General features: G+C 61.6%; 17 protein-coding genes. 8 read left to right on the top strand and 9 right to left on the bottom strand.

The window, feature by feature from the left end:
• Nucleotides 1–14 precede the first annotated feature (14 nt).
• The 3 genes from AB8A33_RS23060 to AB8A33_RS23050 all read right to left on the bottom strand — a co-directional run bounded on the left by AB8A33_RS23060 (nucleotide 15) and on the right by AB8A33_RS23050 (nucleotide 1,533).
• The gene (locus tag AB8A33_RS23060; protein ID WP_315840549.1) at nucleotides 15–266 is read right to left on the bottom strand and encodes a YodC family protein; all 252 of its coding nucleotides are present in this window, start codon (nucleotides 264–266) and stop codon (nucleotides 15–17) included.
• A gap of 82 nt (nucleotides 267–348) precedes the next feature.
• On the bottom strand, nucleotides 349–1,074 hold the full coding sequence (locus AB8A33_RS23055; protein ID WP_439094883.1) for an aspartate/glutamate racemase family protein: 726 nt from the start codon (nucleotides 1,072–1,074) through the stop codon (nucleotides 349–351).
• Between the two features lie 105 nt (nucleotides 1,075–1,179).
• Nucleotides 1,180–1,533 (bottom strand): nuclear transport factor 2 family protein, encoded by a 354-nt coding sequence (locus AB8A33_RS23050; protein WP_439094882.1) that lies wholly within the window; start codon nucleotides 1,531–1,533, stop codon nucleotides 1,180–1,182.
• Between the two features lie 50 nt (nucleotides 1,534–1,583).
• Here AB8A33_RS23050 and AB8A33_RS23045 point away from each other — a divergent pair, with 50 nt between their 5' ends.
• Both AB8A33_RS23045 and AB8A33_RS23040 read left to right on the top strand, forming a co-directional pair.
• On the top strand, nucleotides 1,584–2,063 hold the full coding sequence (locus AB8A33_RS23045; protein ID WP_439094881.1) for a MarR family winged helix-turn-helix transcriptional regulator: 480 nt from the start codon (nucleotides 1,584–1,586) through the stop codon (nucleotides 2,061–2,063).
• A 98-nt stretch (nucleotides 2,064–2,161) separates the two neighbouring features.
• On the top strand, nucleotides 2,162–2,611 hold the full coding sequence (locus tag AB8A33_RS23040) for a PaaI family thioesterase (RefSeq protein WP_093759607.1): 450 nt from the start codon (nucleotides 2,162–2,164) through the stop codon (nucleotides 2,609–2,611).
• Between the two features lie 80 nt (nucleotides 2,612–2,691).
• Here the strand turns inward: AB8A33_RS23040 and AB8A33_RS23035 are convergent, their stop codons facing one another.
• Nucleotides 2,692–3,057, bottom strand: a complete 366-nt coding sequence (locus tag AB8A33_RS23035; RefSeq protein WP_439094880.1) for a 6-pyruvoyl trahydropterin synthase family protein — start codon at nucleotides 3,055–3,057, stop codon at nucleotides 2,692–2,694.
• A 30-nt stretch (nucleotides 3,058–3,087) separates the two neighbouring features.
• Nucleotides 3,088–3,720, bottom strand: a complete 633-nt coding sequence (gene queE / locus AB8A33_RS23030; RefSeq protein ID WP_439094879.1) for a 7-carboxy-7-deazaguanine synthase — start codon at nucleotides 3,718–3,720, stop codon at nucleotides 3,088–3,090.
• Between the two features lie 174 nt (nucleotides 3,721–3,894).
• Here queE and AB8A33_RS23025 point away from each other — a divergent pair, with 174 nt between their 5' ends.
• A complete protein-coding gene (locus tag AB8A33_RS23025) occupies nucleotides 3,895–4,455 on the top strand; it encodes a hypothetical protein (RefSeq protein WP_439094878.1) in 561 nt (186 codons plus the stop codon).
• A 24-nt stretch (nucleotides 4,456–4,479) separates the two neighbouring features.
• Here AB8A33_RS23025 and AB8A33_RS23020 read toward each other — a convergent pair whose 3' ends face one another.
• From AB8A33_RS23020 to AB8A33_RS23005, 4 genes are all read right to left on the bottom strand, one after another.
• Nucleotides 4,480–5,265 carry a hypothetical protein gene (locus AB8A33_RS23020; RefSeq protein WP_439094877.1) on the bottom strand — a complete coding sequence of 262 codons (786 nt, stop codon included), beginning with the start codon at nucleotides 5,263–5,265 and terminating at the stop codon, nucleotides 4,480–4,482.
• 168 nt (nucleotides 5,266–5,433) lie between these two features.
• Entirely contained in the window at nucleotides 5,434–5,883 is a 450-nt protein-coding gene (locus AB8A33_RS23015) for a tRNA (cytidine(34)-2'-O)-methyltransferase (RefSeq protein ID WP_439094876.1), read from the bottom strand.
• 87 nt (nucleotides 5,884–5,970) lie between these two features.
• On the bottom strand, nucleotides 5,971–7,260 hold the full coding sequence (gene fsrB, locus AB8A33_RS23010) for a siderophore utilization protein FsrB (protein ID WP_439094875.1): 1,290 nt from the start codon (nucleotides 7,258–7,260) through the stop codon (nucleotides 5,971–5,973).
• Nucleotides 7,261–7,366: 106 nt separating this feature from the next.
• Nucleotides 7,367–9,649 carry a TonB-dependent siderophore receptor gene (locus AB8A33_RS23005; RefSeq protein ID WP_439094874.1) on the bottom strand — a complete coding sequence of 761 codons (2,283 nt, stop codon included), beginning with the start codon at nucleotides 9,647–9,649 and terminating at the stop codon, nucleotides 7,367–7,369.
• A gap of 567 nt (nucleotides 9,650–10,216) precedes the next feature.
• Between AB8A33_RS23005 and petA the strand changes: the two genes are divergently transcribed.
• From petA to AB8A33_RS22980, 5 genes are all read left to right on the top strand, one after another.
• Nucleotides 10,217–10,744, top strand: a complete 528-nt coding sequence (gene petA, locus AB8A33_RS23000) for a ubiquinol-cytochrome c reductase iron-sulfur subunit (RefSeq protein WP_439094873.1) — start codon at nucleotides 10,217–10,219, stop codon at nucleotides 10,742–10,744.
• Between the two features lie 69 nt (nucleotides 10,745–10,813).
• Nucleotides 10,814–12,883 carry a cytochrome c1 gene (locus AB8A33_RS22995; RefSeq protein WP_439094872.1) on the top strand — a complete coding sequence of 690 codons (2,070 nt, stop codon included), beginning with the start codon at nucleotides 10,814–10,816 and terminating at the stop codon, nucleotides 12,881–12,883.
• Between the two features lie 169 nt (nucleotides 12,884–13,052).
• Nucleotides 13,053–13,982, top strand: coding sequence for a bile acid:sodium symporter family protein (locus AB8A33_RS22990; RefSeq protein ID WP_439094871.1), 930 nt, complete (start codon nucleotides 13,053–13,055; stop codon nucleotides 13,980–13,982).
• Complete coding sequence (locus tag AB8A33_RS22985; protein WP_439094870.1) at nucleotides 13,979–14,947, top strand: SDR family oxidoreductase; 969 nt, start codon at nucleotides 13,979–13,981, stop codon at nucleotides 14,945–14,947. The genes AB8A33_RS22990 and AB8A33_RS22985 overlap by 4 nt, the downstream gene beginning before the upstream one ends.
• Nucleotides 14,944–16,221 (top strand): flavin-containing monooxygenase, encoded by a 1,278-nt coding sequence (locus AB8A33_RS22980; RefSeq protein ID WP_439094869.1) that lies wholly within the window; start codon nucleotides 14,944–14,946, stop codon nucleotides 16,219–16,221. Before AB8A33_RS22985 ends, AB8A33_RS22980 begins: the two co-directional genes overlap by 4 nt.
• The last annotated feature ends 5 nt before the right edge of the window (nucleotides 16,222–16,226 follow it).

Here is a 16,226-nt window from a genome sequence, read left to right as displayed (position 1 = left end):
GGCGGATGACCTGATCAGGCTACCTTGCTCTTGTGCTCTTCTTCGTCTTCGTCGTGTTCTTCAGTTTCGTCTTCTTCGCTCTCGTCTTCGTCGTCATGCGGGATGACGAGCGCGAGTTCGAGCACAGCACGCGGAAGGGTCTCGCGGAACAAATCGCCTTCTTCGCCCAGCCAGATGCATTCAATATCGTTGCCGTCAACGTCGGCCACGGTCAGAGGGCAACCGCCCGACTTCAGCATGACGACATCGCCTGATTTCAATTCCATGGTCGGCTCCCGAAATGTGTGTGACACGCGCTGAGTCTAGCTGCGCGTCATGACAGGCCGAACACGGGGATGTTTCTGTCAGCTATTTTTGTTGAAGCAGTTTTGCGAGTTCCGCGCCGAGGCCGACATTCTCCAGCGCTGGCGGTGGGCTGGTATTGTTGAGACCATTCGCCGCCGCGGCGATCACCGCGCGCGTACCGGTTTCGACGGAACACAGGACAGGCACCGGGACTTCGGATTGAATGCGCGACGCGAGGCCGGCGAGCGCGGCGCCGCCGAGGATCACGACATCGGCACCATCGTCACTGGCGCAGGCGGTACAGGCGTTAGCGAGCGCGGCCAGCGCGGCGTCGGGATTTCGCGCGATGTCGCCGCCGGTTGGGGCGATGGTGCGCACCTTGGCAAGTTTGTCGGCCAAGCCAATACTCCCGACGAATTCTCGGAGCATCGGCCCCCACAGTGCGCCGCCCGTCACAATGGCGAAACGGCCGCGTTTGGATGCCTCGATGCATGACGCCTCCGCCATGCCGACGACCGGGACATCAGCGATCTCGCGCAAAGCCAGCAGGCCAGGGTCGCCGAAACAGGCGAGATAGACGGCATCGCAGCGGTCGCGATGCGTGGCATAGGCATCGAGCGCTGCGTGGCCTGCGATAGCTGCCGATGCGCGTGTCGAGATGTAACGCGCCCCGAACCTGCCGGTCACCGGCACAAAGGTCGCAGTATCGCCGGCGATGGCTTCGACATGCCGTTTCACCAGTGTGGTGACGCTCTCGGTGGTGTTGGGATTGATCAGCAGGATGCGCACGGGATGGGCTCTCGATGAGTCCGTCCACTATAGGCGTCAGCGCGGGAAATGCACGGCGATCGTCCGCACCCAGGCGGGGCGCATGACGTGGCGCCCTAGGCCGTCCTAGCTCCCGGCGCCGTAATAGGCCTCGCTGCGAACGATCTGGTGATCGGCGTCGAAATCCATCATTTCGCACGCCCGGGTCGGTCCACTGGGCAGCGGCGCGCTCCACCAGACCGTTAGGCGCTGTAACTCGCCGTCCCAGGCGGTGCTTTCTAGGGTGAGGCGCGGCTCGGTCAGCCCGCCATAGGCCGTGTGCCAATAGGTGCGAATGGCGTCGCGTCCCTTTATGATGGATGATCCCGTGAATTTCGTCGCCAGCGGGCTGCGCATCTCGCCTTCGGGAGCAAAATGATCAACGATCGTATCGATCGCGAGCCGATTCCAGTCGGCAGCCCATTGCTGCGCGAATGCCATTGCGTCCTGCCGCGTTAACATGCGTCCCGTCTCCCTGTCGTGAGCCTTCGATGAGCCCATCTCCCAGAAAACCTAGCATTGCTGTTTCTCAAGTCAATATTATTGACCTTAGGAAGCTCGATCCGCTCGATGACGCGCTGGCGCTGATGTATTTCGGATGGCGCGGGATGACCCGCGCGGCCGACGAATATCTGGCAACGGTTGGCCTGTCACGGGTTCACCATCGCATTCTGTATACGGTGCTGCGCAGCGATGGCATCACGATGTCGGATCTGCTGGCGATCCTGCAGATTTCGAAACAGGCGCTGCATCGTCCCATGAAGCAATTGCTCGACGAGGGTTATGTGGGGGTCAAGCGTGATCCGGCGCGGCATCGTTTCAAGATTCTCGAACTAACGCTCGCGGGTCGCACGGTCGAGCGCATCGCATCCGGCCATGAGCGCAAAATCATGGCCCGCGCTTTCAAGAAGGCGGGGGCAGGCAGTCAGGCCGCATGGTCGGCGGTGATGGCGGAGGCGGCGCGCGACTAGCCAAGGTCAAGTCTTGAGGTCAACAATGTTGACTTGAAACGCAAGCTCTGTCATCCCGGTCCCATAACAAGGATGTTCACGGGACGGCGGAGGCAAACATGACGACTGAGATCGGTGACGCGAGCAGCGGCCTGAAGCTTGTGCAGCAGGCCTTCGCCGCAGGTGGATTTGCGCGCGGCATTGGCCGCACGCTCGGCATCAAGGGCGAGTCCGCGGAGCAGGGCAAGGTCGTACTGGTGGGCTCGCCGAACGAGGATCACTACAATCCGCTCGGAACGGTACATGGCGGTTACGCAGCCACGATGCTGGACGGCGCCATCGCACTGGCAGTGCAGACATCGCTGCCTGCGGGCACCGGTTACGCGACGCTTGATCTCAAGGTCACCTACATCCGTGCCATGACGGCCGCGTCAGGGCCGATCCGCGCCGAGGGCCGTATCATTCACATGGGGCGCAGGATGGCTGCGACGGAGGGTACGCTGACCGACAAGGATGGCAGGCTTTGCGCGCATGCGACCGCCACCTGCATGATCACAGGGAAAGACTAGAGCACGATCCTGAAAACTGGAGACCGGTTTTCGCCGACAAACGAATTCGTTTGTCGAGAGATCATGCTGCAATAAAGCCTCTAGGGCTGCGGTCCGAAATACACGCAGCTCTCATTGCAGCTGTCGCGAAACACGCCGACACGGACCACTGGACCCTTATCGGCGACGCGATCCCAGATGAAGCGCGAGAGATTCTCCAGCGTCGGAATACCGATCGCCTCGATCTTGTTGAGAAACTTGTGGTCCAGCGTCTTGCGCAGCTCGTCAAGTTGGAGGTCGAGCAGACCGAGATCCATCACCATGCCTGTCAGTGGATCCGGTACGCCGCGGATGGTGACTTCGGCGCGGAAGGAGTGGCCATGGATTTCCTGGCTCACTTCGCCGAGCGTGGTGTGAGACAGCGCATGTGCGGCCTCGAAGCGAAACGATTTGGTCAATTCCCACATTGGAAGTCGTCTTCCTTGAAGTCCTGGTCCTTAGCGGATCCCAAGTGTCTTGTGTGTCTGCACGCTCAGCCGCCATTGCGGGTGGCGCAGGCAGTAGTCCACCGCGTGCGCGGTATTGCTGATGGCGTCCGGCCCGTCCATCGGCTGCAATGAGAAACGCTCGAAGGTGAGGCCTTCGAATTTCTCCGGCATCGCCTTCGGCTGCGGATAGACCAGCTTCAATTCGTGCCCGCTGTGCACCACCAGTTCCGCGCCGGCTTTCGGGCTGACGCAGATCCAGTCGATACCTGCGGGCGGAGCGACGGTGCCATTGGTCTCGACGCCGATCTCGAAGCCGCGCGCATGCAGTGCGTCGATCAGTTCGGCATCCACCTGCAGCAGCGGCTCGCCGCCGGTCAGCACGACATAGCGGTTGTCGGAGGGCCCCACCCATTGTGCGGCGATGGTGTCGGCGAGCTTCTCGGCGTCCGGGTAGCGGCCGCCCCACGTGCCGTCCATGCCGACGAAGTCGGTGTCACAGAACTGGCAGGTGGCCTCGGCGCGGTCCTGTTCCCGGCCAGTCCAGAGATTGCAGCCCGAGAACCGGCAGAAGACGGACACGCGGCCGGCATGGGCGCCTTCGCCCTGCAGCGTCAGGAATATCTCTTTGACCGCGTAACTCACTGCTCTAGCTCTCTAAAACCGGCATGCCCGATCCGGCTCGGGCCACATCTCGGTTCCATATGGGGTAAGCCGCGGCTCTTAGCACGGCTGGCCGGTGGATGTCCCGGCCGATCACCGACATGTCAATTGCGATGTCGGGCTGAGCCCGCCAAAGGTCGCTGGGATCACGTCAAATTGTCGCACCTGGATACCATGCAGCCGTCGCTCGTCACATCCGGCAGTTCCGCCGCCACCGCACGCACGTGCGGGACCTGCACCATGTGCTGCAAGGTCTATCGCATCGATGACCTCGCCAAGCCTGCCGGCAAATGGTGCAAGCACTGCGCAATCGCACAGGGCTGCAAGATCTATGACACCCGGCCACAGCAATGCCGCGCCTTCGATTGCGTCTGGATCCAGGACGAGGAGATGCCGGAGTCCTGGAAGCCGGAAAACTCCAAGATCGTGTTTTCGGTCTATCCGACCACCGGCTTCATCTATGGCCAGGTCGATCCCGGCTCGCCTTTCGCATGGCAGAAGGAGCCGATCCATTCCGGTCTGATCGCCTGGTCGGAGAAGCTGCTGGCAGAACGTCGCCACCTGCTGATCTTCGTCGGCGGCAACGCCACACTGATCATGCCCACGGGGCCAGTGACGATCGGCCCGATGTCGCCGGCGGACGGCTTCATCATTCGCGAGACGTTTACGGCCAAGGGCAAGGACTACATCGTGACGCGCGTCCCGAGCGGGCGGTAGTCAGCCGATCTCGGGCATCAACCCTCAGCGTAACGGCACGTTCAGCCGGTCACCTATGAGCTGGTAGAGACGCGAGGCGACTACGGCCACGAGTGTCAACGCAACAACCAGCATTGCGCCGAACCACAGCGTACTCACAACCATACCCACATAGCTTCTCGAGCTCACCAGCGGTGCGACGGCAAGAGCAAGCAAGCCGATTGGAATAAGCGGCAGGATCGTTGCCATAAGCACAAACCAGATGTGATGGCGTGTGTCGCTTACTGCATTTTGCCAAGTGGCTCCCGGGGCATCGACAGCCACCGCCGGTAGAAGTGCGAGGCAATACTCGACGGCGACCAAGCCGGCGAGATGGATAATGGTCACGATCACCGAGCGACTGGAGCCGGGGAATGATTGACCAGCGCTATAATAAACAGGACCTCTTGGCGTCGTGAGGGCTTCCAGAAGTGATGGCACGCCCATGATGAAAACAGCCAAAGCGAGCCAGCCGAAATATGACTGGAAACGCGGTTCGGACGGTGTGAAATCGTAATGCTGGGTCAATTCGCCGAGCACGACAAGTCGGTGGATTGCCAGCAAGAACGGCGTCAGCAGGAAACATAATCCGGTCGTTATCGTTTGTCGGGCAAGCGCTTGTGCGATTGGATCTCGCGTCAGGAACAACGGTCCGATCAGCGCCGCCACAGTGCCGATGGATACGATCGCAGTCGCGATCAGTGCAGGAAGCCAAGCCGTTCGTAGGGCATGATACAAATCCCAGTAAGCCCATACGAGCATGTTGAGAACTGACGGACGGGTGCGAGTCATCAAGGGTCTCCCGATAATGACCGGTATCAGTATCCCATCCGTCTTAAAGACGTCGCTGCGCGCGTCGTTAACAAATTATGACGTTTGTCGAAGAACGTGCCTCAGAGGCCTCTTTTGTATGAACGTGATGCTGTCCGAAAACCGGCGTCCGCTTCTCGGGATCGCGCTCTAGCCGCGCGTCTGCCGCAGGGCCTCTCCCAATGCCATGGCCACCGTCATCGCCAGATTGATCGATCGCAGGCTCTCACGCATCGGAATGACGACGCGGCTCTCTGCGGCGGCCGCAACATCATCCGGCACACCGGCGCTCTCGCGGCCGAACAGTAGAATCTCATCGTCAGAATAGCGGTGTTCGAGATACGGCTCGGCGCCCTTGGTGGTGAACAGCGCGAGACGATGACCGGCCTCGCGGCGCCAGTCCTCGAAATGCCGCCATGAATCGTGCCGGATGATCGAGACCTGATCGAGATAATCCATGCCGGCGCGGCGGAAATGCCGGTCGGTTATCGGAAAGCCCGCCGGTTCGATAATGTGGGCCTCGACATCGAGGCAGGCGCAGAGCCGCAGGATCGTGCCGGTGTTTTGCGGAATGTCTGGCTGGTAGAGGGCGATGCGCACGGCGGTTCGGTCTCCGGCCACGTCGCAATCGACCTGGCCCATGTCAGGCGATAGCGCCTGACATGCAGTCGGACAAGGTCGGCAGCTCTACTCCGCCGGCGCGAGGCGCGTATTCGAACGTGCTTCCGTCGTCTCGCGTACCTTCACGCGCGCGCGGCGCTTGCGCCACCAGATCACGACACCGGTCACTGAGAGCGCCGCCACCACGAGACCCATCGCCGAGATCAGGATGCGGCCGGGCAGACCCAGGATTCGTCCCGAATGCATCGGGAACTGCATCTGCACGAAGATGTCGGCGGCGGTCCCGACCCAGGGCAGCTTGGCTCCGAGCGGACGGCCGTCTTCGCTGTCGTAAAAAAGTGACGGCGGGCCGACGCCTGCGGCGCCGTGATCGTCGCCAGGCTCGAAGAAGAACACTTGATACACGCCGTGTGCCGGGCCGTAGAACAGCGAGCCGATCGGTGTGGTCCAGCCGCGGGCCTTGCCGTCGGCGGTGGCGCGCTCGAGAATCTGGGCCCAGGTCATCTTGGGCTCGATCGGGTTATCGAGGTGACGATACTCGCGCTGCTCGTAAGGCGTCGGCGTGTAGTCCGAAATCTTCTTCATCAGCGGCGAGAACACCTCGAAATAGAGGTTCAGCGAGAACGCCGTAAAGGCGATGATGAACAGCAGGCCCCAGGTCCACAGGCTGAAGGCGCGGTGGATGTCGAAATTGATCCGGTAGGCGCTGCCCGAGGTCTTGATCATCCAGGCCGGCTTCCAACGCGCCCAGAACCCCTTGCCGAGTTCGCGCGCGACGGCGGGAGCGGCTCCCGCCTTGACGCGTTTGCGCGATGGCAGTGTCAGATAGAATCCGATGAAGCAATCGATGGTCCAGATGATGGCGATGACGCCGAGGATGCGCATGCCCCAGCGGTCGCTGCCCCAGAATTCCGGGATGTGCATCGTGTAATGCAGCTTGTAGAGAAACGAGACGAAGTTCTCGCGCGTGACCGGCCACACCGCGCCCCAATAGCGCCGCCCGAGTTCTTCGCCGGTGTTGGGATCGAGGAAGATCTGATTGTAATCGAGCGTGTAACGCTTGCTTGTCGTGGGATCGATCCGCGGCAGAACAAAGAACGAGAGCGACTCATTCTTTTCCGGCGTCATGTACATATGGATTACACGCGCACGCGGATCGCGCTGTTCGATCAGGCTCGCGAGTTCGATCGACGGTTTGGCGGGCCCCGCGGTGGTGACGTCCTTCAGCTTGCTGTTGAGGAGATCGTCAAGCTCGTGATCCCACGAGATAACCGCGCCGGTGATGCCCGAGAAGAACAGGAAGGCGGCGGTGAGGAGTCCAGCCCAGCGATGCAGGCGCCCGAAGATCGATCTCATGGCGTTCCGCCCGTGTTGTTATGGTCGCGTTTACTACCAAGTGTGGCCACCGCCGGTCGAGAGACCGGCGGTGGCGTATTGTCGCGTTTTAGTGCGATTCTAATGTTCACCAGCGATAGGTCAGTTTGGCCGTGACCCTGCGCACGTCGGCATAGAAGCAACCGAATGAGGCATAGCAGGACGCGACATAGCGAGTGTCGGCGAGGTTCGTCACGTTCAGTGCCAGGCGGTAGTTCTCGTAATTATAGGCAACCAGTGCGTCGAGCACGGTTGCTCCTTCCACTCTGAAGGTGTTGCCTTCGTCGCCCCAGCTTGCGCCCGTATAGCGTACGCCGCCACCGATCTGGACGCCTTTCAGCGGGCCGCCCTGCATCGTGTAGTCGCTCCAGATCGCGAAGCGATTCAGCGGCACGGTGGGGAGGGCATTGCCGACATTCACCGGGTCCTTGGTGACTTCGGTGTCGATGTAGGAATAGGCAGCGCGCATGTTGAATCCGGCTGCCAGGGTGGCGGTGCCTTCCAGTTCGATGCCGCGCGAATTCACCTCGCCGACCTGCACCGCGGAAAATGGCGCAACAGGCAGATAACGAACGATATTGGAACGCGTCAGGTCGAAGGCGGCCAGCGTGATCAGTGCATTGATGCCGACCGGTTGATACTTGATGCCGACTTCATATTGATGGGCGGTTTCAGGCGCCAGCAGATTGCCGGTGGCATCCTGGGTGAGCAATGGTAGGAACGATTCGGAATAGCTGAAATAGGGCGCCACGCCGTTGTCGAAATTGTACATGATGGCTGCGCGGCCACTGAACGCCGAAGCATCCTTGGAGACGGTGGAATTAATCATGTGGTCGTTGAGACTGGTGCTCGCAAAATCCTGTCGGCCGCCGAGCTGGAACGAGAGTCGGCCGAGCTTGATCTGGTCCTGCGCATAGATGCCGACCTGCGATTGCTTGACGCCGTAATCCTGGTAGAGGTCCCCCCGGACGACGGCGTTGGTGTAAACCGGACTGAATACGTTGATCGGGTCGGCGCCATAGAGCCTGTTGACGTCAGTGAGTGACGTATTGCGGTAGTCGATGCCGAACAGGGTGGTGTGGCTGAGGATGCCGGTGGTGAACTTACCCTGCAACTGGTTGTCGAGCGCAAAGGAGCCGAGGTTCGACACCGAGGAGCCGCCGCTGCGGTTCAGCAGCCCGGATGCCTCATCGAGATAGCCGCCGCCATTGATGCTGTCCGACTCGTTGTGCAGCCACGAATAGCGCAGGTTCTGCCGGAAGGTGAGGGCGTCGTTAATATTGTGCGCGAACAGATAGCCGACCGAGGCCATTTCGGTGTCGAACCTGTCGAAGTTGGGTTCGCCGACGAAGCGGTTGATCGGGATTGTGCGGCCTGCATTCGGATAGGCCGTGCCTGATGCCGGCAGAAACTGCAGGCCCCAGCCGTTCTTTTCCTTCTGGTAGTTGGCGAGCAACGTGAGGGTGGTGTCTTCATTCGGCTTGAACGTTACCGCCGGCGCGATGAAGACGCGGTTGTCCTTGGCGAAATCAACCTGCGTGCCGCCGTCGCGGACCATGCCGGTCAGGCGCCACAACACGGTGCCTTCCTTGTTGGCGGGGCCGCCGACGTCGAACTCGCCCTGATAGCGGTCGAAGCTGCCGCCCGACACCGAGATCTCGCCGAACCGCCGGGCGGTCGGGAGCTTGCTGACATAGTTGATGATGCCGCCGGGGCCGCTGCCGCCGAACATCACCGATGACGGTCCCTTCAGCACCTCGATGCGCGCGGCGCCGTAGGGATCGAGGCCCATAAACTGAACATACGGCGTATTCGGCAACCTCAAGCCGTCGAGATAGAGGCCCTGCTGCGTCGTGTCGAAGCCGCGGATCTGCTGGCCGCCGAAACGGGTGTCGGCGCCGCCATTGACGTCGCCGATCACGCCCGCGGTGTAGCGCAGCGCGGTGCCGATGGATTGCGCGTCCTGGGTCTTGATCTGATCGGCGGTGACCACGGAGATCGATTGCGGGGTCTCGATGATCGGCGTGTCCGTCTTGGTCGCCGTGCCGCTGCGATTGGCGACGAAGCCGACCACGGGGCCGCCGGCGCGCTCACCGGCGTTGGGATTGGTTGATGCCACCGGTGCCGCCTGTGATGCACGGGCCGTGCGATTAGCGCGGGCGGCGCGGCTCGTCGATGCGCGCTGGGCCGGCCTGGCCGTCGCCGGACGCGCACGCTGCTGCGGCGCATCCACCGTCACTGGCGGCAGGGCAGACTGCGCCTCAGCGGCACCCGTCGGGATCGACAACGCAAGACCGCTGACGGCACAAAGACATAGAGCCCGAAGCGCGTGCAGCCGAGTTGCCGATTCGACGAGGTGTGGTGTTGTCATGACGCTGCGATGCCCCAGTTAGGCCGGCTCTACCGGTAAAATTTGGATGCTTCGCTTTAGCGCAGACAAAGAATGAGAATAGAATTAGGGATTTAGAACATCTTCAAACGCGCTACTTGAGCGCGATTTGTTGCTGAAACGACGCAGAATTATTCACGATCATGAATTGTTGCCGTTTTTGCATGGCCGTCGCGCGAATCGTGGCGCGCGAGACGAGAGGTGTCCGGAAAATCGGCGGAGCGCTATCGACTGCGAATCGCGATCCTTTGTTCGCCCAAAGCCTGATGGCCGTTTCTGATAGTCGCGACGTGCCGAATTATCCGCCGTGCGGAACGGCGTTGATTCTGTGGTGCATCGCATCTTGCTTCGCCGATCGTAGGCTTGCACTGCCGCACCAAGGGTGCCAATAGAACGATTCTGGACTGCGTGTTCTGCCTGTTAGGCAAGGACTAGTAGGCCTCTGCCGCCGTGGGGAGAATCGCGGGCGTCGGTTTTTTTGCTTCAGGTCAACGCAAAGGCGTGACCGGGGGTATCTAAGCCGGCTGCAGATAAGAAAGGGTTGGGATCGTGACGACAACGTCTTCGGCGGAACACACGCGCCGTGATTTCTTGTTCGTGGCCACTGGGGCAGTGGCTGCAGTGGGCGCCGCAGCCGCCGTCTGGCCGCTGATTTCTCAAATGAATCCAGATGCTTCGACCATCGCGGCGGGTGCGCCGATCGAGGTCGATCTGGCCCCCATCGCCGAGGGGCAGGACATCAAGGTGTTCTGGCGCGGCAAGCCGATCTACATCATGAACCGGACCAAGAAGCAGGTCGAAGAGGCGCGCGCCGTTCCGGTGTCGAGCCTGCCCGATCCGCAGACCGATCAGGCCCGCGTCAAGGAAGGCCACGACCAGTGGTTGGTCGTCATCGGGATCTGCACCCATCTGGGCTGCATCCCGATTGCTCACGAAGGCGCTTACGACGGCTTTTTCTGCCCCTGCCACGGCTCGGTCTACGACACTTCGGGCCGCATCCGTCAGGGCCCGGCGCCGCTCAACCTGCCGATCCCGCCTTACGCCTTCATCTCGGACACCAAGATCAAGATCGGCTGAGCTGCGAGAATCCTTAAGGACTTCTCCGATCTCGCGCCGATAGTGTTTTTCTCTTCTCAGGATCGCATCATGAGCGGACCATCGACCTACCAGCCGACCAATCCCGCTTTGCAGTGGATTGAAAAGCGTCTGCCAATCATCGGCCTCGTCCATTCCTCCTTCGTTGCCTATCCGACACCGCGTAACCTGAATTACTGGTGGACGTTCGGTGGCATCCTCTCCTTCATGCTCGGCGTACAGATCGTCACCGGTGTGATCCTGGCGATGCACTACACGCCGCATGTGGACATGGCCTTCAACTCGGTCGAGAGCATCGTCCGCGATGTGAACTACGGCTGGCTGCTGCGCTACCTGCACTCCAACGGCGCATCGATGTTCTTCATCGCCGTCTACATCCACATGCTGCGCGGCCTGTATTACGGGTCGTACAAGGCACCGCGCGAAATCCTCTGGATCCTCGGTGTGATCATCTACCTTCTGATGATGGCGACCGGTTTCATGGGCTACGTGTTGCCGTGGGGCCAGATGAGCTTCTGGGGCGCCACCGTCATCACCAACCTGTTCTCGGCGATTCCCTATGTCGGCGAGAGCATCGTGACCCTGCTGTGGGGCGGCTATTCGGTCGGCAATCCGACGCTGAACCGCTTCTTCTCGCTGCATTACCTGCTGCCCTTCGTAATCGCCGGTGTCGTCGTGCTGCACGTCTGGGCGCTGCATGTCGCCGGTCAAAACAACCCGGCCGGCGTCGAGCCGAAGACCGAGAAGGATACCGTGCCGTTCACTCCCTACGCGACCATCAAGGATGGTTTCGGCATGGTCTGCTTCATGATCTTCTACGCTTGGTTCGTGTTCTACATCCCGAACTACCTCGGCGATCCCGATAACTACATCATGGCCAATCCGGGCGTGACGCCCGCGCACATCGTGCCGGAATGGTACTACCTGCCATTCTACGCCATCCTGCGTTCCATCCCGAGCAAGCTCGGCGGCGTCATCGCGATGTTCTCGGCGATCATCGTGCTAGCCTTCCTGCCCTGGCTCGATACCGCCAAGACCAAGTCGTCGAAGTATCGTCCGCTGGCCAAACAGTTCTTTTGGATGTTTGTCGTGGTGGCTGTCCTGCTCGGCTGGCTCGGCGGCAAGCCCGCGGAAGGCATCTACATCATTGCCGGCCGTGTGCTGACGTTCTGCTACTTCGCCTACTTCCTGATCGTGCTGCCGATCCTCAGTCGTATCGAAACGCCGCGCGCACTGCCGAACTCGATCGCCGATGACGTGCTAGCGAAATACGGCAAGAAGGCAGCCTCCGCCATCGTCGCACTGGTCCTCGCCGGTGGCCTGATGGCCGGCGGCACGCAGAGCGCCAAGGCTGCCGACGAGCATGGCGGCCCGACGCCGCCGTCTCTGAACTGGTCGTTTGCGGGCCCTTTCGGTAAGTTTGACCGCGGCGCGCTGCAGCGTGGCTACAAGGTCTACAAGGAAGTCTGCTCGACCTGTCACTCGATGAGCCTGATCCACTTCCGCAACCTCGCGGACGTGGGCGGTCCGGGCTTCACCGCAGCGCAGGCGCTGGCGGTTGCATCGGAGATCAAGGTGCAGGACGGTCCGAACGATGCCGGCGACATGTTTGAGCGTCCCGGTCGTCTCGCGGATCCATTCCCCAAGCCGTTCCCGAACGAGAACGCGGCGCGCGCGGCCAATGGCGGCGCCTATCCGCCGGATCTGTCGCTGATGGCCAAGGCCCGCAACTACGACCGCGGCTTTCCGCAATTCGTGTTCGACTTCTTCACCCAGTTCCAGGAGAAGGGCCCGAACTATATCGACGCCCTGCTGCAGGGCTATGTCGATCCGGCGCCGAAGGATTTCGCGCTGCCGCCGGGCGCGTACTACAACAAGTACTTCCCCGGCCACGCCATCAAGATGCCGAAGCCGATCTCCGACGATCAGGTGACCTATGACGACGGCACCCCGCAGAAGGTCGAGAATTACGCCAAGGACGTCGCGACCTTCCTGATGTGGACCGCAGAGCCGCATCTCGAGGCCCGCAAGCGTATCGGCTTGCAGGTGATGGTGTTCCTGATCATCTTCGCGTTCCTGATGTATTTCACGAAGAAGAAGGTCTGGGCGAACGCTCACTGAGCGTCGCAAACATTCTTTCAAAAGGGCCCCTGATGGGGCCCTTTTTCGTTTTCAGCCTGTGCGCGCCCGGACCATGGATTATCAGGGAACCGTTGACTAAGCTTCGCGCAAAGGCGGGAGACGCGGGCTCGGTGAGCGTCACGGATATCCACGCTCATCGGGGGAATGGATGGCGGGCGCGGCGATCGACGATATTCTGTTGAACATCAGTCCAAGTGGCCAGATGGCGCTCGGCATCGTGCTGGCGCTGATCATGTATGGCGTCGCGCTCGATCTTCGCGTCGCCGATTTCGTCGATGTGTTCCGACGTCCGGCGGCGCCGCTCGCGGGGCTCGCCGCGCAACTGATCCTCCTGCCGGCGGTCACATGGGCGATCACCATGGTGTTAAGGCCGCAGCCCTCCATCGCGCTTGGCATGATGGTGGTGGCGGCCTGTCCCGGCGGCAACATCTCCAATCTCATCACCCATATGGCGCGGGGCAACACCGCGCTGTCGGTGTCGATGACCGGCATCTCCAGCCTGCTCGCGTCCGTCACGACACCGCTGAACATCCTGTTCTGGGCCGGGCTCAATCCGCAAACCGCCGCACTGCTGCGCCAGGTGAGTGTCGATCCCGTCTCGTTTATCGGTTCGACATTGCTGTTGCTCGGCGTGCCGATGGTTGCCGGTCTGCTCACGGTGCGTCATCTGCCGGGGCTGGCCGACCGTCTGCGCCGGCCGCTGCAGATACTGTCTTTCGTGTTTCTGATCGGTTTTATTCTGGCCGCGACGATCACCAACTGGCGCTACATCGCGGTATTCTCGACAGCGGTGCTGCCCTTCGTTGTGCTGCATAATGCGATTGCCGTCGCACTTGGCTGGGGCGTCGCGAAAATCCTTGGGCTCAGCGACTACGATACCCGCGCGCTCACCATTGAAGTCAGCATGCATAACTCCGGCTTGGGGCTGGCGCTGATCCTCACGCAATTCGACGGCCTTGGTGGGGCTGCGCTGGTCGCCGCTGGCTGGGGAGTCTGGCACCTCGTCTCCGGCTGGGCGCTGGCGGTCTGGTGGAAACGGCGCGACCCGCATCCGGCACGCATTGAAGGTGCGGCATGAGCAACGCGATGACGAATAGCGGCGTGCTGATCACCGGCGCGGCAGGCTTCATCGGCAGCGCTTTGCTGCGCGCATTCGTGGCCGGTAGCGACGGGCCGGTGACAGCGCTCGATTTACGAGAGGTGTCGTTGCAAGAGCGTCTCGAGGGCGTTGCCTATGAGCATGGTGACATTCGCGATCCCGCCCTTAAAGAGATCATCGCCCGCGTGAGGCCGCGCACGGTTGTGCATCTCGCCTCGGTCGTTGCCGTTGGCGGGGATGACAGACGCGACTACGAGATCGACGTGTTGGGGACGCGCAATGTGCTCGAAGCCTGTCTTGCAGCGGGCGTCGGTCACCTCATCGTGACCTCGAGTGGTGCCGCCTATGGCTATCACGCCGACAATCCCGTCCCGTTGCGCGAGGTCGATCCGCTACGGGGCAACGAGGATTTCCCTTATGCGCGCAACAAGCGCGAGGTCGAGGAGATACTGGCGCACTGGCGCAGCGATCATCCGCAATTACGGCAGACCGTGTTCCGTCCCTGCACTGTGCTGGGGTCGACCACGAACAACCAGATCACCGCCCTGTTCGAGCGTCCCGTCGTGACTGGCCTGAGCGGCACCGCGACGCCGTTCTCGCTGATCGCCGATTCCGATGTGGTCGCGGCGTTGGCGCAGGCCGTGCGTACCGGCAAGAGCGGCATCTATAATCTCGCCGGCGATGGCACACTCAGCCTGCGCGAGATCGCCCGGCTGAACGGCAAGCCGTTCATTTCAATTCCGCCCGCGGTGATGAAGGGCGCGCTGTGGCTGCTCCATGCGCTCGGGCTGACCAAGTTGACGCCGCAGAATGTCAAATTCATCCAGTATCGTCCGGTGCTCGACAACACCCGGCTCAAATCCGAATTCGGATATTCGCCCAAGCTTGATGCGCGCGCCGTGTTCGAACGCTATCGCGACGAGCGCCCGGAGCCGGTGTCATGACTTTCCTCGTCATTGGCGCAGGCCCCGCCGGTCTTGCAGCGATCCAGAGCCTGAAGGCCGCCGGTCATGCGGTCGAAGCCGTGGAGCAGAACGCCGATGTCGGCGGTCAGTGGCTCTACGGTGCGGCGCCGAGTGCGGTCTATGCCTCGACGCATCTCATCTCGTCAAAGCGTACCACGGCCTTTGCTGATTTCCCGATGCCCGAGGACTGGCCGGCCTATCCGGGCCATCGCCAAGTGTTGGATTATCTGCAGAGCTATGCCCGGCATTTCGATCTCTATCCGCTGGTTCGCTTCAACACCGGCGTTCGCAGTCTGACGCGGGAGGGCGGCGAATGGCGCGCCGTTTTCAGCGACGGTGCGGCAGCCGACTATGCCGGTGTCGTCATCGCCAATGGCCATCTCAGCGATCCCCTGATCCCGAAGACGTCAGGCCGCTTCGATGGTCCGGTGATGCATGCCAAGGACTACAAGACCGCCGACATCTTCGCGGGTAAGCGCGTGCTGGTTGTCGGCATGGGGAATACGGGCTGCGATATTGTCGTCGATGCGGTCCATCGCGCCGAGAAGGTGATGTGGAGCGTGCGCGGCGGCAATCATTTCGTGCCGAAATTTCTTGCGGGCAAGCCGGCGGATGAAGGCAACCACAGGCCGAAGCGCTTTGTCATTCCCAAGAACCTGCGCTCAAGGCTGCACGAGCCGATCCTGCGCTTCATCGTCGGCGCGCCGGAGCGCTTCGGCCTGCCCAAACCACAGCACCGGCTCTATGATCGCACGCCGATTGTCAATTCGCTGGTGCTGCAGCATCTCGGCCAAGGCGATGTCGGCTTGCGGAAGCCGGTCCGCGAATTCAACGGCAAGTTGGTCGCATTTGCCGATGGCCGCTGCGACGAGGTCGATCTGGTGCTACTCGCGACCGGCTACCGGATCACGTTTCCGTTCCTCGGCGATCTCCGTGCACTCGATTGGCAGGACGCGATCGGTGCGCCCAGGCTGTTCATGAACATGTTTCCGTCCGAGGATAACGGCCTGTATGTGGCCGGGCTGCTGGAAGGCGCGGGCGTGGGCTGGGAAGGGCGTGCGTTGCAGGCCCGCGTGATCGCAGCCTATCTCGCGGCCAAGGCTGAGCGGCCGGACGCTGCGGTAGCATGGCGGCGCGAGATCGCGCAGTGGTTCGCGCGACCGCCGGGCTGCGACGGCGGCGAACACGGACTGTTTGTCGATTTTCTCACCTACAAGCGAGACCTGCAACGCGCGCTGGCCCGGTTGAGTTGACACGT

This window comes from Tardiphaga sp. 813_E8_N1_3 (assembly GCF_051811025.1).
Taxonomy (GTDB): Bacteria; Pseudomonadota; Alphaproteobacteria; order Rhizobiales; family Xanthobacteraceae; genus Tardiphaga.
Note: the sequence above shows the minus strand (reverse complement) of the source record. Positions and strands in the feature narration are given on the sequence as shown.